The organism is Microbacterium sp. 16-032 (assembly GCF_041079455.1).
Classification (GTDB): Bacteria; Actinomycetota; Actinomycetes; order Actinomycetales; family Microbacteriaceae; genus Microbacterium; species Microbacterium testaceum_A.
In genome coordinates, this window is the sequence record NZ_JBFYGQ010000001.1 from 554,942 (window position 1) to 575,792 (window position 20,851).

The 20,851-nt window shown below is 69.9% G+C and carries 14 protein-coding genes; 11 read left to right on the plus strand and 3 right to left on the minus strand.

Annotation, left to right across the window (positions count from 1 at the left end):
- Nucleotides 1-22: 22 nt before the first annotated feature.
- From AB6V31_RS02520 to AB6V31_RS02555, 8 genes are all read left to right on the plus strand, one after another.
- The gene (locus tag AB6V31_RS02520) at nt 23-5,338 is read left to right on the plus strand and encodes a beta-ketoacyl synthase N-terminal-like domain-containing protein (RefSeq protein ID WP_369364123.1); all 5,316 of its coding nucleotides are present in this window, start codon (nt 23-25) and stop codon (nt 5,336-5,338) included.
- A 30-nt stretch (nt 5,339-5,368) separates the two neighbouring features.
- Complete coding sequence (locus AB6V31_RS02525; RefSeq protein ID WP_369363833.1) at nt 5,369-6,004, plus strand: GNAT family N-acetyltransferase; 636 nt, start codon at nt 5,369-5,371, stop codon at nt 6,002-6,004.
- Complete coding sequence (locus tag AB6V31_RS02530) at nt 6,001-6,609, plus strand: flavoprotein (RefSeq protein ID WP_369363835.1); 609 nt, start codon at nt 6,001-6,003, stop codon at nt 6,607-6,609. Before AB6V31_RS02525 ends, AB6V31_RS02530 begins: the two co-directional genes overlap by 4 nt.
- Nucleotides 6,606-9,203, plus strand: coding sequence for a class III lanthionine synthetase LanKC (gene lanKC / locus AB6V31_RS02535; RefSeq protein WP_369363836.1), 2,598 nt, complete (start codon nt 6,606-6,608; stop codon nt 9,201-9,203). The genes AB6V31_RS02530 and lanKC overlap by 4 nt, the downstream gene beginning before the upstream one ends.
- 161 nt (nt 9,204-9,364) lie before the next feature.
- Nucleotides 9,365-10,624, plus strand: coding sequence for a hypothetical protein (locus tag AB6V31_RS02540; protein WP_369363838.1), 1,260 nt, complete (start codon nt 9,365-9,367; stop codon nt 10,622-10,624).
- A gap of 2 nt (nt 10,625-10,626) precedes the next feature.
- A complete protein-coding gene (locus tag AB6V31_RS02545; RefSeq protein ID WP_369363840.1) occupies nt 10,627-10,866 on the plus strand; it encodes an acyl carrier protein in 240 nt (79 codons plus the stop codon).
- Nucleotides 10,863-15,635 (plus strand): AMP-binding protein, encoded by a 4,773-nt coding sequence (locus tag AB6V31_RS02550; protein ID WP_369363842.1) that lies wholly within the window; start codon nt 10,863-10,865, stop codon nt 15,633-15,635. Before AB6V31_RS02545 ends, AB6V31_RS02550 begins: the two co-directional genes overlap by 4 nt.
- Entirely contained in the window at nt 15,632-16,333 is a 702-nt protein-coding gene (locus AB6V31_RS02555; protein ID WP_369363844.1) for a 4'-phosphopantetheinyl transferase superfamily protein, read from the plus strand. The genes AB6V31_RS02550 and AB6V31_RS02555 overlap by 4 nt, the downstream gene beginning before the upstream one ends.
- A gap of 85 nt (nt 16,334-16,418) precedes the next feature.
- Here the strand turns inward: AB6V31_RS02555 and AB6V31_RS02560 are convergent, their stop codons facing one another.
- Nucleotides 16,419-17,681, minus strand: a complete 1,263-nt coding sequence (locus tag AB6V31_RS02560) for an acyltransferase (RefSeq protein ID WP_369363845.1) — start codon at nt 17,679-17,681, stop codon at nt 16,419-16,421.
- A 76-nt stretch (nt 17,682-17,757) separates the two neighbouring features.
- On the opposite strand from AB6V31_RS02560, the gene AB6V31_RS02565 reads away from it, so the two are divergent.
- A complete protein-coding gene (locus AB6V31_RS02565) occupies nt 17,758-18,189 on the plus strand; it encodes an NUDIX hydrolase (RefSeq protein WP_074694506.1) in 432 nt (143 codons plus the stop codon).
- 3 nt (nt 18,190-18,192) lie between these two features.
- Here the strand turns inward: AB6V31_RS02565 and AB6V31_RS02570 are convergent, their stop codons facing one another.
- Both AB6V31_RS02570 and AB6V31_RS02575 read right to left on the minus strand, forming a co-directional pair.
- Nucleotides 18,193-18,666 (minus strand): aminoacyl-tRNA deacylase, encoded by a 474-nt coding sequence (locus tag AB6V31_RS02570; RefSeq protein WP_369363847.1) that lies wholly within the window; start codon nt 18,664-18,666, stop codon nt 18,193-18,195.
- Nucleotides 18,663-19,235 carry a hypothetical protein gene (locus AB6V31_RS02575; protein ID WP_056225083.1) on the minus strand — a complete coding sequence of 191 codons (573 nt, stop codon included), beginning with the start codon at nt 19,233-19,235 and terminating at the stop codon, nt 18,663-18,665. The genes AB6V31_RS02570 and AB6V31_RS02575 overlap by 4 nt, the downstream gene beginning before the upstream one ends.
- Nucleotides 19,236-19,335: 100 nt before the next feature.
- On the opposite strand from AB6V31_RS02575, the gene AB6V31_RS02580 reads away from it, so the two are divergent.
- Entirely contained in the window at nt 19,336-19,893 is a 558-nt protein-coding gene (locus AB6V31_RS02580) for a peptidylprolyl isomerase (RefSeq protein WP_056225086.1), read from the plus strand.
- 18 nt (nt 19,894-19,911) lie between these two features.
- The gene (locus AB6V31_RS02585) at nt 19,912-20,838 is read left to right on the plus strand and encodes a rhomboid family intramembrane serine protease (RefSeq protein WP_369363850.1); all 927 of its coding nucleotides are present in this window, start codon (nt 19,912-19,914) and stop codon (nt 20,836-20,838) included.
- The last annotated feature ends 13 nt before the right edge of the window (nt 20,839-20,851 follow it).

The following is a 20,851-nucleotide window of genomic DNA, read 5'->3' on the forward strand; positions in this document are numbered from 1 at the left end:
CGACCGGGTGGCCGTAATCGGCATGAGCCTGCGATTTCCTGGGGCGAATTCGCCCGAAGAACTCTGGGCGAACCTGATGGCAGGGCGTGAGTCGCTCACTCACCTCACGGACGACATGCTCCGCGCCGACGGCATCAGCGAGCGCAAGATCGCTGACCCGCATTATGTGCGCCGTCGACCCCTGATCGACAATCCCGGGCACTTCGATGCTGCGCGATTCGGACTGACGCCGCGAGAAGCGCAGATCATGAATCCGCAGCATCGCCTTTTTCTTGAGGCGTGTGACAGCGCATTGCAGCGCGCCGGAATCGATCCCGCTCAATCCCCCCAGATTGGCGTCTACGGTGGTGCGTCGCCGAATCGGTATATCGATGACATTTATTTCGATTCCGAGCTGAGCATGATCTTCGGCGACGTCGCGATCGAGATCTCGAATCAGCCGGACTACCTCGCCACCCGCGTGAGCCATGCGCTCGGGCTGACCGGTCCCGGTGTGAGCGTCCAGACCGCGTGCTCGTCCGCCCTCGTCGCCGTCCACCTCGCGAGGCAGGCGCTGCTCACCGGCGAGTGCGACCTCGCGCTGGCCGGGGGCGTGAGCGTTGAGTTGCCGTACCACTCGGGCCGTCTCTGGACCCCGGGTAGCATCTTCTCTCGCGACGGGCGCTGCCACGCATTCGACGCCGCGGCCACCGGCACGAGCTTCGGGTCCGGCGTCGGGGTCGTCCTGCTCAAGCCGCTGGCGAAGGCGATCGCCGACGGGGACCACATCCACGCGGTGATAGCCGGCTCGATGACCAACAACGACGGGGGTCGGCGCGCGGGCTTCACGTCCCCGGGCGAGGATGGCCAAGCGCAACTCGTCCGGCGGTGTCTGTCCGACTCGGGCGTCGACCCTCAGGCCCTCGGATACATCGAGGCTCACGGGACAGGGACCCTCGTCGGCGACCCGATCGAGTACAAGGCCCTCTGCTGGGCGCTCGCCGATCTCGGGTACGCGGGTCCCGACGTCCCGAAGATCCCCATGGGATCGGTCAAGACGAACATCGGGCACCTCGGCCCCGCCGCGGGCATCGCGGGGCTCATCAAGGCCGTGTTGACGGTCGAGCACGGCACGATCGTCCCTTCGCTCAACTTCAGCGAGCCGAACCCCGCCATCGACATGGCGGCCAACCCGGTCGAGGTGGTGACCGCCACGACCCCGTGGCCGCGGGCCGCCGAGCGGGTTGCGCTCGTGAGCTCGTTCGGCATCGGCGGAACGAACGCGGTGGCCGTCGTCGCCGAGGCGCCGGTGATCGAGCGTCAAGTGGAGCCCGCGCCTCGCTCGGCTGGTCGCGCCCAGGTACTTTCGCTGTCCGGAGCGACCGCAGCGCACGTGGAGGAATACGCGGGCGCTCTCGCGTCGATGCTCGACGTCACGGGGGATGCGGACTACGCGGGAGTGGCCCGTACCGTGCGATCCCGTTCGTCGCATGCGCATCGGACCTTCGTCGTCGCTTCCGGGCCTGCGGAGGCGGCCGAGGCGTTGCGCCGTGGACCTCGCGTGGTGAAGGCGGCCGCCGGCCGGGGGCTTGGGTGGCTGTTCCCCGGTCAGGGCACGCAGTCTCCGGGGATGGCGGGCAGGATCGGCTCGGGGGTCGTGGGTTTCGAGGCGGCGCTCGACGAGACCTTGGAGGAGTTCGCCGCTCTCGGGTTGGATGGGCTGCGGGATCTCGTCGTTCATGCGCGGATCGCGGCAGACCTGCCCGGCGCCGATGACGGACCCGCGGCGCAACTGCGACAGACCGTACTCGCGCAGCCGGCGCTGTTCGCGATCGAGTACGCCCTCGCGAGGGCGTGGTCTGATGTCGTCGAGGAGCCGCGGGTGCTCGTCGGTCACAGCGTCGGGGAGTATGCGGCCGCGACGATCGCCGGTGTCATGACGCTGCGCGACGCATGCCGCATCGTGGCGGCGCGAGGGCGACTGATGCAGGAGATGCCCACCGGATCGATGGTCGCCATCATGCGCGCCCTACCGCAGGTGAGTGCGCTCCTTCCCGACGAGCTCGACGTTGCCGCGGTGAACGGGCCGTCGTCGTTCGTCGTCTCCGGTCCCAGTGACCGGATCGACGCTCTCACCGCGAAGCTGAAGCTGCTGGGTATCGAGCACACGCCGCTGCGCACGTCGCACGCGTTCCACTCCCGAATGATGGAGCCTGCCGCCGACGCGCTCCGCGACGTGATGGCGACGGTGGATCTGCGGCCCCCCAGGATCCCGATCGTCTCCACGGTCACAGGCGACTGGCTCGACGACGCGTCGGCCACCGATCCGGACTATTGGCGTCGTCAGATCATTCAGCCGGTGCTCTTCGGCGACGCGGCGGTGCGTGCCGCCGAGGTCGCCGACGTGTTCACGGAGCTCGGTCCCGGCGACACCCTGAGCTCGCTGACGCGGGTGGCGGCGGAGGTGCGGTGCGTCCCCGTGCTGCCGCGCGCCGCGGATCCGACCACCGACCGGTACCTTCCCGCGCTGGGCGAACTGTGGGCCAACGGCGCCGCCGTGGATTGGTCGGCGGTCGAGGAGGACGAGCCCGCGCGCAAGCGCGTCGTCCCTGCCGCTCCCTATCGGTACGAGCAGTACTGGATAGACGACGAGACGACCGAGGACGAGGACGACGACGACGAAGACGAGAACGGCCCGCTGCCGGTGCACAAGTCGGCGCATCTGCCGATGTGGCGGCCGGCGCCCATCACGGCCGGAGAGCTGACAGGTCCGTGGCTGGTCATCCACGACGGGTCTCTGTCGACGGTCGTCGATTGCCTTCGCGGGGACGGCGCCCGTGCCGTCTCCGTCACGGGCCCGGATGCTCCTGCGGCACACGCCGACGATCTGCGGACCGGCCCCCAGACGGACTGGCGGATGCTGATCGACCGCCTGACGGATGACACTCTGCGTCCGGCCTGCGTCGTCTACGGGTACACCGCGGACCCCGCCGCCCGTACCGACGCGTTCTTCGATCTGCTTCACCTGCTTCAGGCGGTGTCCGAGGCGTGGTCCGGCACCGGCATCGTCATCCGCGTCGTCACGGTCGCGGCCCAGGCAGTCACCGGGGAGGAGACCGTCGATCCGCTCGGTGCGCTGGCGCAGGGCGCGACGGTCGTGGCGAACGAGACGCCGGGCATGACCGCGGGAACGCTCGATCTCGCGCGCTGGCCGGAGACCAGGGCGGATGCCGCACGCGTCGCCCGAGAGCTGCGGCAGGAGAATCCCGAGACCCGAGTGGCGATCCGCCGGCGCGGCCGCTGGACGCTCGAGTTCGCCCCGTTCCCGGTCGCAGAGATCGCCGACGGCGCTCCCGCTCCGATCCGTCCCGGCGGCACCTACCTCGTCACCGGCGGAACCGGCGCCATCGGCATCGAGATCCTCCGTCACATCGCCAGCACGCCGGGTACCCGCGTCGCCCTCATGTCTCGTGGCGGCCCGGCGGCGATGGGGTTCGAGGACGCGCGCCTGCAGGTGCCCGTCGAGGGCCGCAGCATGCCGTCGCGTCTGCGCGCCGCGCTCGAGCGCGCTTCGGAGAACGGCGTCGAGGTGGTCGCGGTGGCGGGCGACGTGTCGGTGCCGTCCTCGCTCGCGACGGCGCTTGCGACCGTTCGCAGCGCTTTCGGCACCATCGACGGGGTCTTCCACGCCGCTGGAGTCGCTGGCGGTCAGCTCGCCGTCCTGCGCGCCGACGACAGCGCCGCGCGGGTGCTGCGTCCCAAGGTGGACGGCACGATCGCCCTGCACGAGGCGCTCCACGGCGAGGCGTCGTTCCTGATGCTCTTCTCGTCCATCATCGCCATCACGAGCGACATCGGCATGGTCGACTACTGCGCCGCGAACAGCTTCCTCGACGCTTTCGCGGCACGACACTCCGATGACCGGACCCGCGTCGTGTCCGTGAACTGGTGCGGCTGGTCCGAAGTCGGGATGGTCATCGCCGAACGATCGGTCGCCTCGGACCAGCTGCGCGACGCCGAGATGGGCATCACGTCGGTTCCGTCCCGGCACCCCCTGCTCGACCGCCAGATCACCAGCGCGGCCCTGCCGACGTACACGGCGCTGGTTCCACCGAGGACGGACGACTATCGCGACGACCACCGCATGACGGGCGAGCGCGCGATCTCGGGAACCATGCTCGTGGAGATGGTCCGCGGTGCGGCGGAGGACGCGACGGGAGCTCCCGTCGCACTCCACGACGTCGCGCTCGGAGCGCCTGTCATCGTCGGAGCGATGACCGAGCTGATCGTGTCGGCCGTCGACGCCGGACCGAACGGGCAGTACAGCTGGCAGGTGACGGCGCGGGCGTTCGGTTCGCGCGAGGCGCGCACCCAGACCGCCCTGATCGCGAGGAGCCTCCCGGCGACGGGGGCGCGGCCGCCCGTCCTGCCCCTGGATGCGATCCGCGACCGGTGCTCGTCGATCGACTGGCTTCCCACGTTCGACGACCCCGCGAGCCCGGTCTCCATCGGCACGCGCTGGCGCGCACTCGAAGGCATCGCCGTCGGGGCGGGGGGAGAGCAGCTGCTCGACCTCGTCATCGCCGATGGCGTCGAAACCGAGGGGTATGGGCTCCATCCGGTGCTCCTCGACAACGCGACGGCGCTGGGGCTGCTCCTGCCGGACGTCATCACGCCGGGCCTGTCGTTCTTGCCGTCCGGATATCGAAGGATCGAGTCGTGGGCGCCTCTCCCGACGCGGGCGCTGTGTTGGATCCGTCGGCGCGCCGAGGAGGCGGTCGACGGGGAGTTGTCCTTCGACATCGCGATAGCCGATGAGGACGGGCGGGTGCTGGCGGCGATCGACGGGTTCACGATCGCGATCATGGATGCCGCTGCACCGTTGCGACCCGCAGTGGAGCTCGCGGAAGATTCGGCATCCGAGGACGACGACGTGCGGCACGACGACTACCTCTTCAGCCCGGACGAGGCGTTGGGACTGATGGACGCGCTGCTGCGACAGGATCAGGCCGACCACGTCGTGCTCTCCCGCAGGCCGCTCGACAAGCGCCTGAACCGCATCGACAGGTATCTGCAGGACGACGAGCCGGCGCCCGAGGTCGAGGATGAGAGCCTCGGCGATCTGACGCCGGTCGAGGCCACGCTCACCCGCATGTGGCGCAGCGCGCTCGGCCAGTCCCATGTGTCGCCCGACGACGACTTCTTCGCGATCGGAGGCAATTCCCTTCTCGCAGTGCAGATGGTCTCCCGGATCCGCAGAGAATTCGGGGCGACGCTCTCCGGTCGCGTCCTCATCGAGAACCCGACGGTTCGAGGGCTGGCGCGGGCCATCGATTCGGAACAGGCCCTCGCCCACTGATCTCCCCCAGGCGACGAAAGGACGACAATCATGCGCGGTGACCTGGTGTACCTCGACCGAGTTCGGGACTCTGACGACGCCGAGCGCCTCGCCGAGTGGGGCGCGGGCATCTCTCAGGTGTATTCATCCGGCGGCCCGACGATCATGACGCGAGAGCAGGTAGAGGCGGCGGTGCGGTCCCCGGGGTTCAACGTGCTGATGGTGCGTGCGATCGACGACGACCAGCCTGTGGGGATGGTGACCTGGCAGCAGAAGACCTACCACGGCTCCTACACGACGGGCGTCGCCATCGGGGATGCCGAGCGCTGGGGATCCGGCATGGGCATGGAGGCCATGATGCTGCTGGTCTCGCACCTGTTCCACACGCTCAACGCGCACCGCCTGCACATCGAAGTCGCGGCGTACAACATCGGGATGCTGCCGATCTTCACCGGAGGGATGGTCAAGATCGAGGGCGTCCTGCGCGATTACTTCTTCGTCGACGGCGAATACCACGACTGCATCGTCGGATCGATGCTGCGGGACGAGTACTACCGAATCGCCGAGACCTTCGGCGGCCCGCCTCACGCGATCTCCGCAGACCACAAGGCAGCCGCGCGCGAGCTGGTCTCGACGATGCTGGAGGAACGCGGCCTGGGCGTGCTCGGACGATCGGGCACAGTGTGAGGCGTCTGACGATCCTGGCCACGGGTTCGGTCGTCGCCAGCGGTCTGCCCTCCGCCCTCAAGGCGCTGCGGGCGCAGCGACCGGAGCTGGAGGTGCGCGTCGGCTTGACGAACAGCGCACGCCGGTTCGTGACGCCCCGGGCCGTCGCGATGCTGTGCGGCGCGCCGCCGATGATCGATGCGTGGTCAAACGACGAGCTCGGCGAGAGGGCGGAGCATGTCGAGATCGAGGAGTGGCCGGATGCGTTCGCCGTCTACCCGGCGACGGCACATTTCGCTGCGCGGCTGCGGCTCGGGCTCTGCGATACCCCTTTCCTCACCGCCCTCGCTTCCACTCGGAAGCCGATCGGCATCGCGCTGTCGGTGCCGCCGGGGATGGTCGAGAATCCGGCCTTCAAGGAGCACCGCGCGACGCTCCGCGAGTGGCCGAATGTGCTTCTCGCCCCGACGCACGAGGGTGTCAGCCTCACCACGGGTCGCGCCGCCGAGGGCGCCGCGGGGCCCCTCTCGGAGGTCGTCGGTCTGCTCGACCGGTGGTTCGCCGCCCCTGACGATGAGCGCCCCCTCGCGGGGCTGAGCTGGGACTGGACGGCGAGGGACGCATGAGCGCCGGCCACCTCGAGGCGTATGCGGCCGCCGATCCCCTCTTCTTCGACTCGCCCGTGCACGCGACCGGACAGGACGAGTCTCGCCTGCCCTCGCTCTCGCTGCCGTCGGGCTGGACGCGCAGCGAGCGGGGAATCTGGGAGGTCGCGCATCCGCCCGGCGGCACGGGCCGGGACGCGGGATGGAAGATCCACCTCGCCGCCGACCACACCACTGCCCTGCGGATCAGCGAGCTCGTCGTGCCGTACTGCGTCGAGCACGGCCTGAGGTTCAAGAGGCTCGCCTCGATCGAGACCGTGAAGCTGATGTGCGCCAAGTACGCTCCGCGCGCCAGCAGCGGGAAGTTCATCACCATCTACCCCGCCGACGACGACGCCGTGATCGAGATCTGCCGCGACCTGCACGAGCGGGTTCGGCACCTCCCCGGTCCGCGCATTCTTTCGGACCTGCACTGGCTGGACGGGCCGCTGGCCATCCGGTACGGCGCGTTCCGCGGCCGGCCTTACGTCGACGAGCACGGTGCGATCGGTCAGCTTATGCCCGCGCCGGACGGTCGCATGAGGCCGGATCGGCGCGGCCCGGTGTTCTCGGTTCCGGACGGTGTCGAGGTGCCTGGCGGCTTCCGGACATCCGCCGAAGCGGACGCGGGCGACTCGCTGCAGCGGTACCGCGAGTTCTCCGCCCTGCACTTCTCGAACTCTGGGGGCGTCTACCGCGCGTGGGACACGGAACACGAGCGCTGGGTCGTGCTGAAGGAGGCGCGCCCGAGCGCGGGATTCGATCGGACGGGTCGCAGCGCGCAGGACCGGCTTCGCGACGAGTCGGCCGCGCTCCGTGCGCTGACGGAAGTCCGCGGCGTGCCCGATCACGTCGCGGACCTCACCGTTCAGGGGCACCTCTTCCTCGTGCAGGAGTTCGTGGAGGGCGAGTCGGCGTACGTGTGGTCCGGGGCGCGGCAGCCGCTGTCCAATTTCAGCGACGCGACGGGGCCGGAGCTGCGGGAGTACGTCCGGCAGGTCGCTGAGGTCGTCGGCGCAGTGGGCGAGACCCTTCGGGCCCTCCACGAGCGGGGTGTTGCCAGCGACGACGTCCACCCGGGAAATGTGCTCATCGCGGCCGATGGAACCGTGACCTTGATCGACCTCGAAGCTGCGAAGCCCGCCGCGGAGCAGCGGCCGGCGTCCTTCCAGGTGGCGGGGTTCGGCTCGAGCCGGCAGACGGCCGCCGAACGCGACGAGCACGCGCTGGACATGCTGGCCTTGTGGCTGCTCCTGCCGTATTCGCGCATCGTGGCGCTCGATCCCGGCCAGCTCAGCCGGCACGTCGACTGGGTGCGCAGCACGTATCCGCTCGGCCGGTCGCTCGCTGCACGGCTGGATCGGCTCTCGCCGCAGCGTCCGAGCGATCCGCCGCGCCCGGAGATCTCGGTCTCGACGCTGACGGCGGGCATCCTCGAGACGGTGACGGCGGAACGATCCGACCGCCTTCTGCCAGGGGCCGTCGAAGCTTTCACCTTCGGTCACGCGTGTCTCGGCTACGGTACGAGCGGCACGCTCTGGGCACTCGCGGCCACCGGCTCAGCGGTCCCGGACGACTCGGTCGACTGGCTAGCCGAGCGCATCAGCTCTCCCACGGGCTACCACGGTCTGTACGTGGGGGACGCGGGGGCCGTGTGGTGCGCAGCGTACCTCGGTGCGTCGCGGGAGACCGTCGGAGAGGCCGCCGAGAGGCTGGCTTCCAGGCAACCGCCGGAGCAGAACAGCATCGCCGTGTGGGGAGGCATCGCTGGCGACGGCCTCGTGCTGCTCGATCTCGACCGCCGGTTCCCGCATTCCGGCTTCGCCGATCGGGCGATCGGCTACGCGGAAACGTGCCGGAAGGCGCTGCGCGAGGGTCGCGCCCTGCCGGCCGGCTACTTTCACGGCTGGTCGGGGGTCGCGCAGTTCCTGCTGGAATGTCACCGACACACGGGGGACAAGCTCTGGCTAGGCGAGGCGGTCACCGCGCTCGGGCGCGATCTCGACGCCTGCGTCGAGCACGGGAGGTCGGGGACGCGCGTCGCCCTGCCCGATGGCCGCCGCATCGCCTACCTCGGCCGCGGGAGCAGCGGCGTCGCCGTGGTCGCCGACGAGATCCTCGAACACGCGGACGTGCCAGCGCTCCGTGCGTTGCTGCCTGGGTTCGCCGTAGCCTGCTCGCGGGCGATCGTCGCCTATCCGGGTCTCGGTACCGGACGGGCGGGCACGATGGCGGTCCTCGGGCGTCTGATCCCGCGGCTCTCGGAGCATGAGGATGACCGGGTGCGGCTCTCCGCACTGAGCGGGATCCGCCGTCACCGGGAGATGCTCGCGCATCAACTCGTGCTGTCGCCCGGGGGGCATCTCGCGGTTCCGGGCGAACAGGCGCTGCGGCTCTCGACGGACCTCATGCACGGCGCCGCGGGCGTGCTGCTCGCCACGGCGCAGATCGATCAGGGCGGTTCGTTCCTGCCGTTCTTCACAGACCGGGTCCCCGTGGCCCCTGCACACTTCGTCGCCGAGTCGGGCGGGGGAGATCCCAGAATGCGAAGAGGAGGTGAACATGCAGATTCGTGATGTTGCTGAGCTCCAGGCGCTGGAGACGGTGGAATCCAGCATCCAGGCAGCGGACAGCTCTTGGAGCCTCTTCTGCTGACAAGTAAGCGGGTGGCCCCAGGCACGTCTGGGGCCACCCGCCGATCCCCCCCCGTGAGAGACCCGCTCGTGAAAGGAGATCCGTGATCGAGTCCGCATCCCGTGCCCCGTTGCAAGGCGACGTGCACAAGCAAGCGCTGAACGTGACGCTCGAGGTCGACATGGAGGTCGCCGACGAGCTCGTCGGAGAAGCGCTACTCCGAACCGTCCGTGCCCATCCGAGTCTCTCGGGTGGCTCCGAGCCGACCGTCGACGGGGTGGACTTGCGAGAGACGGCGCCGGCGGCCCGCCGCACCGCGGCATTCGACGTGGCGGAGGAGTTTTGCCGGACAGTATTCGACGCCGCAGGGCCCCGTGTCCGCGCTTGCCATGTCCGGCTGGGCGAATCGTCGCTGATCGCGCTCGCGATCGATCCGGGCGCGTGCGACGCGTGGTCGGCCAACATCATCGCCGACGAAATCTCCGATTACATCGACGCGCATCTTCACGGCGTGCCGGTCGAACCGGTGATGTCGGACGACGGTCCGACCGTCATGGCGCGGCGCGCTGATGCGGCCCTCAGCCCACAGGGGCGGGAGGCGAGGGATGCCGCGCGCGAGCGCGCCGGCGGGCTGAGCAGGGCATGGTGGCCGGAGATCCTGACGACGGGCGAGCCGTGCGGGACCCCGACCGAGAGCGGAATGCGCGATCTCGATGACGCGGCCGCCGAAGCGCTGTCGGCGAGGTGTCGCGCGGCGCGCGCATCGATCTTTCCGCTCGCGCTCCTGAGCCTGCAGCTTCTTCAATCGGACCCTGTCACGCCGAGAGCGGTGATCTCAACGTTCGCGGCGCGCGAGAGCGAGGAGGACTACGTCACGGTCGGTCACCTCGCCGTCGACGTCCTGGTCCCGGCGACGCTGCGGGGACTGACCGTGCACGAGGCGCTGACCGCGATCCGCGACGATGTCTTCGACATCCTCGGGACCCCTGCGGTGCCCTGGCAGGAGGCGGCGGCCGAGACCGGTGTGGCCAGCGGTCTGACGGTCTCCGTGCTCTATCTTCCGGCGCAGTTGAGCGGGGGCTCGACATCCGCGTCGTCGCATGTGACCAGGGCATCGATTTCGGTCTGCCCCACCGGCGCCGACCTGGACCTCTTCGTGATCGAGCGTCCGCCCGTCGACGATCAGGGGCGTACGCCGCTGCTCCGGCTCGGCGGCATGCTCAATCGGCAGGCGGACGGATTCGACCTCACCGCGGTTCTCGAGCGGTGGGCGGCATGCCTGATGGAGCTCGCGACGACGGACACGCCATGGCCCGAGCTGCCGTGGCCCGCTGTCGCGAGCAGGATGACGGAAGGAGCGTGAGGGTGGTCGCCATCCCCGCCTTGGAGGACGTCGTAGCCGTCTGGAGAGACGTGCTGCGACTTTCGGACGCTGACGAGGACGTGTCGTTCCTCGAACACGGAGGGACGTCGCTCACCGCGGTCAGGATCAGAGCTGCCCTGCAACGGCAGCTCGCTCTCGACGTCGACGTGTCAGCGCTGGTCGACAACCCGAGCCCGCTGATGCTCGTGGAGTATCTGGAGGACACCGAGGGCGTCGGGTGACCGAGGCCCCGCTGGTCTGCGATGTCCTCCGCGCGGCCGCGGTACAGGATCCGGATCGGGTGCTCGTCGCCGACGAGCACCGCAGCCTGACGGCGGCGGAGCTCTGGGACTACACGTCGAAGCTGCTCGGAGTGCTTTCAGCACGTGACGTCGTCGTCGGGGATCGTGTCGCGGTGATCGCCCGCCGCGACGCCGCCACCGTGCGCCTCGTGATCGGCCTGCTCGCCACGGGGAGGGTGCCGCTGGTCATCGACCCCGCGCGGGATGACATCGGCCACCGCCTCGAACGCGCACGTCCCGTGCTCGTGCTCGACGAGCGCGAGGAGGTCGGCCTCGCGCCCCGCGCGTTCGACGAGGAGGTCCTCGCCGGCGCCCCCGGAGACCCCCGCCCGCCGGCACGCGACGCCGCCGCCTACCTGATCTTCACCTCCGGAACGACCGCCATGGCGAAGGGTGTCGTCACGACCCAGCGCGGACTGGCGCACGCCGCCGTCGACTGGCTCGCGGTGTACGGTGTGCCCGCTGGGCATAGCGGCGGGCGACTGCAGTTCGCCGGAACGGGGTTCGACGTCTTCTACTCCGACGTCGTGCGGGCGCTCACCGGCCGGTACCGGCTGTTCATCTGTCCCGAGGAGGTGCGGCTCGATCCGGCGCGGCTCGTAGCGCTGCTGCGCAAGGAGCGCATCGACATGGTCGAGCTCACGCCAGCGGTGGGGGCGCTCGTGCTGAACGAAATCGAGGCGACCGGCCTCGGGCTGCCCGATCTGCGCCAGCTCGCTTTCGGCGGCGAGGCGTGGCGCGTCGCCCAGTACCGAAGGGCACTGCGGCTGCTCCCCGGGCGGCGGATCATGAACACCTACGGCCTGGTCGAGACGACGGTCGACAACTTCGTGTTCGATCCGGGAGATGCGCTCTCTGGCGTCCCGGATGAGCAGATCATGGCGATCGGGAGGCCCTTCCCCGGCTGCGACGTCATGCTTGTCGACCCCGAGACGGGCGTCGCGACGACGGATGAAGGCGAGCTCTGGATCGGGGGCGCGTATGTCGCCGCGGGCTACCTCGACGAGGAGGGGCGCATGACACCAGACGCGCTCGTCGTCGACGTCGACGTCGATGAGCACGGAGAGGACCGCCCCTGGTTCCGCACCGGCGACGTGGCTCGCCGCGACAGCGGCGGCACATACTGGTACGTCGGCCGCATCGGCTCGGTCGTCAAGCTGCACGGGCAGCGCGTCGATCTCGACGCCGTCGACGCGATCGTCTCCCGGTCGACCGGAGGCGGAACGTGCGTGACCGTCCTGCTCGACGACCAGGAGACCCTCGTGACCGTCGTCGTGGCCCGACCCGACGTTTCGCTCGACGCCGACGAGGTGCGGGCGGTGGTGACCCGCGAACTCGGCCCTTTGGCCACTCCGTCCCGTGTCCTGCGACTGCCGGAGCTGCCGCTGAACCCGAACGGCAAGGTCGACCGCCGGGCGACCGCGATGCTCGCCTCCTCGTTCCACGAGAGCGGTGGCGCGTCGATGGGCGAAGCGATTGCCGGCGCGGGCGGCGTGGGGGAGCCTCTCGCCGCGATGACGGACTTCTGCCGCCGGGAGCTGGGGCTCGAGCGCGTCCATGATGACGTGCCCGTCGCGGAGCTCGGCCTCGACTCGCTCCGCGTCGTCCGACTGCTGGCGATGCTCGGGCGCGAGTACCGCTGTCGGCTGCCCGTGGAGCTCGTCTTCAGCGGCCCGACGCTCGCGGAGATCGCCGCGCAGGTCGAGGCGCGGCGCGGACAGGAGGGCATAGGGGCGCCGCGCAGGTCGCGCACCGGATACCCGCTCACGCACGCTCAGCAGGAGCTGCTGGTCCATGGCGCGTTGCTCCCGGATCCGGCCGTCTACGTCGTCCCCCTCGTGCTCCAGATCACGGGGACGATCGAGCCCGCGCGAATCGAGGCGGCGCTCCAGGCCGTCGTCGCGGCGCACGAGCCGCTTCACTCGCGGTATCTGTGGTCCGAGGAGGGCTGGCGCGCCGAGCTCACCGAGCCCCGCCTGACCCTCGCGGTCCTCGACGACGGCGACGACGTCTCGCAGGAGTCCCTGCTCGCGACGCCGTTCGACCTCGCGTCCGAGCCGCCGATCCGGGCGTGGCTGTTGCCGGACGGCCCAGGGCGACGCCGGCTGATCGTGGCGATGCACCACGTGGCGACGGATGGTGGCTCCGGTCAACTCTTCATCGATCAGCTGGTCGAGGAGCTCCGGATGCCGGGAGCGACGGCAGCGCCCACACCGGGCTTCGGTGATCTGGCGTCCGAGCAGGTCGCGCCGAGCGAGGCGGATTTGGGCTACTGGCGCGATCTGCTCGCGGGGGTCGTCGCCGGCGCGCCACGCGACCCGGCGCGCAAGGGGTTCGCGCATCGCTTTCGGAGGGCGCTGGGCAGGGGGCTGACGCGTGAGTTGCGAGCGGCCGCGCACGCCCATGGCTGCACGACGTTCGCCGTGATGCTGGCGGCGCTCAGCGAGTGCGAGCGGCGGTGGAGCGACTCCGAGGACGTCCTCATCGGCTATCCCGTCAGCCGCCGTGAGTCAGCCGCCGCCGAGCCGCTGATCGGCATGTTCATCGACACCGTCGCGTGCCGGGTCCGGGTCCCCCCGGCCCTCACGGCGCGCGCGATGATCGAGAAGGTCAGGGACCAGCTCGCCGCTAACGGTCGGCACCTGGGCCCAGCCTGCCAGCAGGTCCTGCAAGAGCAGACCCGCGGTTCGGGACGACCGGCGTTCTCGTGCTGGCTCAACCACCTCGGCGCGAAGGAGCGCGTGCCGCCGTCGCCCGGGCTGTCGGCGAAGGTCGTCGAGACGGACCAGCTCGGGGCGATTTTCGACCGCACCTTTTACGTGTACGACGACGAGGACGGCATCGAGATCATCGCCGTCGCCGCTGCCGGCGTTCCCCGCGCGGTTGCGGAGAGCCGCCTCGATCAGCTTCTCCGCATGATCGCGCGCGTGGTGCGCTACGCCGACGAGCCGCTCGCGGACGCGGATCTGTCCGATCCCCTTGCCCCCGTCGCCCGTGTCGCTCCTCGCCCGGCCGAGCGCGTCCTCCCCTTCGCTGCGAGCGCTCGGCGTAGGCCGGAGAGCACGGCGCTGCTCACCTCCGCGGGGATCACGTCTTACGGCGAGCTCGCGCATGCCGTCGCGGCGTATCGCTGCGACGACACGATGCTCGAGATGACGCGCAGCGTCGAGGGGGTCGTGGCCCTTCTCGCGGGGCTCTGCCGACCCGGGCTGACCGCGCTGTGGGACCCGGCGCAGCCCGAGGCGTGGCGCGACGCCTACGGTGCCGCGATCCGGGAGACGGCGGTGCCGGACGACGACGTCGCCCGGTATTGCCTGCCCTCCTCCGGGTCATCCGGTGCGCCCCGCGCCGTGGTCTCGGATGTCGACACGCTTCTCCATGTCCTCGAGGACTACCTGTCGGCGCTGAACGTCACGCCATCCGACCGCTTCCTGCTCACGGCCGGACTGGCACACGACCCGGTGCTACGCGATATCCTCGCGCCGCTGCTGGTGGGGGCCAGCGTGTCGATTCCCGATCGACGTCAGTGGCACGACCCGAGGGCTCTCGTCGACGTGATCCGCACGAGCTCGCCGACCGTACTCAACCTCACGCCGCAGTTGGCGCGATTGCTGGTCGCCGCGGCGGGCGGCACGGTGCTGGAGAGCGTGACCCGGATCGTCCTGTCCGGAGACGTGCTCCGCGCCGACGACATCTCCATTCTGCGGAGGGCCTTCCCCGCTGCAACGCTCTTTCACGGATACGGGTTGACGCAGACACCGCAGCTCATCGCGCTGCAGCCGCTGACCGACGACCTGACGGAGCCGCTCATCGGGCCCGCCCGGCCCGGCGCGAAGCTGCTCGTGATCGATCGCGAGGGTCGGCCGTGCGGACTCGGACAGCCGGGAGAGATCGTGGTGCACGGACAGCTCCTGGCGTCGGGAATCCCCGCGCCCGTGATCGAGCCCGCTCGTGAGGATGGCGACCGGCCCGTGCGAATGCTCGCGACCGGCGACCGGGGAGAGCTCGTCGGGGACGGGCTCGTGCGCTATCTCGGCCGAGTGACGGATCTGGTCTCCGTCAACGGACAGTTGTTTGACCCGGGCGGCGTTGATCGGCTGCTGACCGAGCACCCCGCCGTCGCCGACAGCGCGACCCTGCTGGCAACGGACAACGGTCATGACCGCCTCGTGAGCGCGGTGGTGGTGCGCGGCGATGGCGTGACCGAACTCGAGCTCAAGCGTCGGCTGCGACGCCAGCTGCCGATCGGCCTGATCCCAGCGCGGATCGCGACGATGCCGAGCATCCCGCGCGGTGTCAACGGCAAGGTGGATCGGCAGGCGCTTCGCGAGCGCCTGCAGTCCGCGGCCATTCCCGTCGCACAGAGCCTCCCCCCGCAGACGGAGACCGAGCGTGCTGTCGCGCGAATCTGGCAGCGGCATCTGAGGGTGCCGGCCGTCGGGATCCACGACAACTTCTTCGACCTCGGTGGAACGTCGCTGCTGCTCCTGCACGTCCACGCGGACCTCGGCCGCCGATGGACGCAGCTCCCCGATGTGTTGACGTTTTACGAGCGGCCGACGGTGGCGGGCCTCGCCGCGGAGATCGACGCGGGTACGACGGGGAGCGTCGAACCGCGCGGACATCGACAAGCCTCTCGGCGCGCGGAGCGCGACCGTCGCATGGCCTCCCGTCGAGCGGTATCCGTCCCTCCGGGGTCGGAGGGGTGAATCGGATCGAGCTCGAGATCATCCCGCTCGAGGAGCCGCCCGATGCGCAGATCCTCTTCGACGAGCTGAATCCTTACGAGCAGAGCAGATACAGGTCTATCCGCCGGTCGGACGACCGGCTGCGGTACCTTCTCGGCCACGGTACGCTGCGGCGTCTTCTCGCGTCCCAGGCGGGAGTTGACCCACGTTCGGTCTCCCTGGATGTGACGTGCGGCCGGTGCGGTGGTCCGCACGGGCGCCCCCGCATCGAGGGACCTGCCGGCGGCACGTTTCGCGCGTCGATCAGCCATGCCGGCGGGTACGTGGTGATCGCCGTCGGCGACCGTGGCCTCGTCGGCGTCGACATCGAGCCGCTCGACGCCGCCGACTGGGAGGGTTTCGACGAGACGGCGCTCACCGCCGCGGAGCGCGCCGACGTCGCGGCTCGACGGCGTCCCGGCGACAGGGCCCGGCTCTGGACACGCAAGGAGGCCGTGCTCAAGGCGCTGGGACGGGGTCTTCTCCACCCCTTGCATGGAGTGGACTTCGGCCGCAGCCTCGAGCGCACGTCCGGCACGGTCGCCGTCGCGGGCGACGGCGCGGCCCGGGACGTACGGTGGGCCGAGGTCCCGCGGGTCGAGGGGTACGCGGTCACTGTGGCGGTAGCTGACGGGGGCCGCTTCGCGATGGATGTGCGTACGAACGCGCGCGAACCGTGAAACGCCGGTCACCCGGTGGAGGCCGAGTTCGCCGGCATCCTGTGCTTTGCGAGCAGGATGTCAGGAGTTCGTCTTCTCCGGCGGCTCAGGGAGCGGCGCGACGTCGCCCCGCACGGAGAAGGATCACCGATACCGCGTAGAGCACGGCTCCCGATACCGCCAGCACCGTGTTCATGCCCTCCAGCGTGACGGCGAACGGCGGGAGGAACGCACACACCCACGCGATCGCGAGCACCACAGCGCCCGGAGGCGGGGGCAGCTCGCCCAGCGCCTCGAACCGCACCAGGACCAGCGAGAGCAGCCACAGCACCACGGCCGTCGCGGCGAAGACGGGCGGGCGGGTCGCCCACCACTCCGGGCTCGCCGGGGTCGGCGCAGCACCGGGGATCAGCAGCGCGACACCCGAGACGATGAGGATGACGGGCAGGTGCCACAGGTACACCGTCATCAGCCGGGAGCCGATCACGAACACGACCGCCTGGGCGGCCTTCGTGCGCATCAAGGCGGTGAGAAGGGGCTTGGCCAGACGCAGCAGGCAGGCCTGCGCGAGCCCGAACAGCACGAGCGGGAGCGTCGGCGGGTTGAGGTTGGCGAGCATGTTGTTCGAGTAGGGCCCCCAGACCACGATGGCACCGACGACGAGGTAACTGCCGGCCGCGAGACCGAGAAGAGACAGCGACGAACGGCGGTCGAACCATCCGTCGCGGTACCAGTAGCCCAGCTGCTGGATCAGGGGCCAGACGAACAACAGGTTCACGTACCCCAGCTCTTGGACCCCCGAGGCGAAGCGCAGCGCGTCGACCGCGATCACTGCGACCAGAAGCATCGCGACCGTGCGGCGGGGCGCGACCTCGTGCCAGTGCGTCGTGAGCGGAACCACGGCCTGGCAGAGCAGGTACGCCGCGAGGAACCACAGCGGCATCCCCACTCCCACCACCGCGGCATCGACGAGCGACGGATCCACTCCGACGAGGGCGGCGACCACGAGGACGGCCGCGACGACGAGGAACAGCGGAAGCGCCGGTTGCGCGAGTCGCAGAGCGCGGGAGCGAATGAAGCCGCGCGCGTCGCCACCCCGACTCGTCCACGTCGCCCAGCCGGCGGCGGAGGCGAAACCGCCCACGACGAAGAAGAGCGGCATGATCTGCCCGAACCAGGTCGCGGTGTCGAACCACGGCTGCATCTCGGCGGGTCGCGAGGTCACGATGGCGCCGTCGGGACCCCGACCGACGCCCACCTGGAGCAGGTGCACGACGACCACGAAGCACACGGCCGTGACGCGGGCGAGATCCAGTGTGAGGTCGCGGCGCGAGACGTCGGGCGTCGACGGAGAGAGCTCAGTGCGCATGGGACCATCGTGGCGCGACCCGGACGTCCGTCGTCACCTCCGACACGCGGGTGAAACCCGTCGCTAGAGTTCGGTCATGGACATGCGCGTGGCCGCGTACGCCGTCGTGACCGACGCGGACGACCGCGTGCTGCTCGCCCACTGGATCGACGGACGACGGGGAGCGTGGACCCTGCCGGGCGGCGGCCTCGAGGACGGTGAAGACCCCGCCCAGGCGGTGCGCCGGGAGGTGCGCGAGGAGACGGGGTTTCGTGTCGTGGTCGACGAGCTGCTCGGCATCCATTCTCGAGTCATCCCCGCCGAGGCGCGGCTCGCCGACGGCGCCACAGGCCCTCTGCACGCGCTCCGGATCGTCTACCGGGCTCGCGTCGTGGGCGGTCGCCTGCGGTTCGAGAAGGACGGTTCGACCGATCGCGCGGAGTGGTTCACCCTCGCCGCGACCCGCAAGCTCCGGCGGGTTCAGCTCGTCGACGTGGCTCTGCGGATGGCCGGCATCCTCGGCTCGTGAGCCTCAGGCGCGTTCGGCGGTGATGTCGGCGACCGTCGCGCCGTAGGCGGCGATCAGATCGTCCGCGTCGACGAACAAGCTGTATCCGTGCGCTCCCGCGCCCATGGCGATCCGCGACCCGACGATGCGTTCGTCGGCGTACACGGGCCAGTCGGTCGAGCTGCCGATCGGAACGATGGTGCCCCGTTCATAACCCGTCGCGGCGAGGGCCAGCTCGGGCTCGGGCAGGCGCAGCTTGTTCACGCCGACCACCGCGCGCAGCTTCGGCCACGAGATGGCGCGATCGCCCGGGACCAGCGCGAACAGATAGGTGTCGTCCGAACGCTTGACGACCAGCGTCTTCACGATCGAGGCAGAGGGGATGCCGAGCAACGCGGCCGCCTCGTCGAGGCTCGACGCCGCGGGACGCTCGCGCACATCGACGGAGAGGCCGCGCTCTCGCGCGGCCTCTCTGACTCTGATGGTGGGATCGCTCACGCGTCCGGCGCGCGCAGCGGGTCGTCCGCCACCCACAGCTCGTCGTCGGCGCGCAGCGTCTGCCACGCGGCGTACGCGACGCCGGCAGCGGCGACCACGCCCAGGATGATGGCGATGACGCCGCCGGCGCCGATGCCGTCGTGCTGCGAGGGAAGCTTCTTGGCGAGACGCTTCGACGCCTGCTTGCCGTACTTCTCGGCGCGCTTGGCGTACTTATGGGTGTCGAGCTCGAAGCCGCGACCCTTGGCGAGACGGTCGCGGGTGTCGCCCGCGGCGTCCCACACCGACATCGCTCCGCCGACCACGGCACCGGCCGCGGGGACCACCTTGTGGCTGAGGAAGCGGTTGCTGTACTTCACGCTCTTGTCGACGTACGGAGCGGCGTACTTGTTGTACCCGTCCTGCACGGCGGGGACGAGGTCTTCGCGGCTGAAGCGACCGAGCTGGTGGCCGGCTTCACGAGCGACCTTCCCGCTCTCGCCCAGCAGCACCTGCTGCGACTCCCACACCTTCGCGGCGTGCTTCTGGAGCTTGCGCAGTTCCTTCTTGCTCTTGCGGCTGAGGCCCACGGCTCATCCTCCCTGTCGATGGGATGTACGTTCGTTCATCTTGCCAGAACGGGTCGCTGACGCCGCCGACCCTTGCAGATAACTCTGAGAGAATGTACTCATGGCCAACCACACCGCCGTCGCGACCCTGCACACCAACCACGGCGACATCGTCGTCAACCTGTTCGGAGACCACGCTCCGCGTACCGTCCGTAACTTCGTCGGGCTCTCCGACGGAACCCAGGAGTGGACGAACCCGGCTACGGGCGCCAAGGGTGAGGGTCCTCTGTACAAGGACGTCATCTTCCACCGCATCATCCCCAACTTCATGATCCAGGGCGGCGACCCCCTCGGTCAGGGCATCGGTGGCCCCGGATACAACTTCAACGACGAGATCAGCCCCGAGCTCGACTTCACCCAGCCCTACAAGCTGGCCATGGCCAACGCCGGTCTGCGCCGCAACGCCATCACCGGCCAGGCCGAGGGCACCAACGGCTCGCAGTTCTTCATCACGACCGACCCGACCCCGTGGCTCCAGGGCAAGCACACGATCTTCGGCGAGGTCGCCGACGACGCGTCCAAGGCCGTCGTCGACAAGATCGCCTCCGTCCCCACCGCCGCGGGCGACCGTCCGATCGAGCCCGTCGTGCTCCAGTCGGTCGACGTCGTCTCGGTCTGACCTCTCAGGCGGCGGCGGGTGTCCACGACTGAGGAGTTCCGTCGCAACAGCGACAACTTCTGTTACCGGCATCCCGACCGGCAGAGCTTCGTGCTGTGCCAGCGGTGCATGCGCACCGTGTGTTCGGAGTGCCGCACACCCGCCGCCGTCGGCGTCATCTGCCCGGAGTGCATGGCGCAGCAACGCGCCGCGCAGACCCCCGCGCAGAAGAAGGCTCAGCGCCGCTGGGCCTCTCGGCCCATGTCGGTCGTCTCGTCCGGCCGACCGCAGATGACCCTCGGCATCATCGCCGTCACGGGCCTGGTCTACATCATCGGGCTCATCCCGGGCGTGGGCGGCGTCGTGTCGAACCTGCTCGCGTTCAACAGCCTCTACGTGCTGCCGCAGGCCGGTTTCATCGAGCCGTGGCGCCTGCTCACCGTGGCCCTCGTCCACAGCGGGTTCTTCCACGTGGGCCTGAACATGCTCGCGCTCTGGTTCATCGGGCGCAGCCTCGAGCCGCTCCTCGGTCGCGCGCGGTTCCTGGCGCTCTACCTGATCGGTGCCCTCGGCGGCTCGGTCGCCGTCGCGCTCCTCGCCCCCGGGGTGTGGACCGTGGGAGCGTCCGGCGCGATCTTCGCGCTCTTCGGTGCCCTGCTCGTGATCGGACGCCACATCGGCGCGGACATCCGCGTCATCGCCGTGCTGATCACCATCAACTTCGCGTGGCCGTTCGCGATCGCCGGCATCAACGCGATCGGGTCGGGCGACTTTGCCGGCTCGCTCGCCGCGGTGGGGATCTCGTGGCAGGCGCACCTGGGCGGACTGATCACCGGCGCCGGCGTCGGACTGATCTACGCGCGAACGCGCGCAGCGACGCAGAAGCGGGTACAGATCGTCCTGCTCGTCCTTCTCAGCGTGCTCCTGATCGCACTGCTCGCGATCCCTGCTGTGTTCTACGTCTGAGAGTTATCCACAG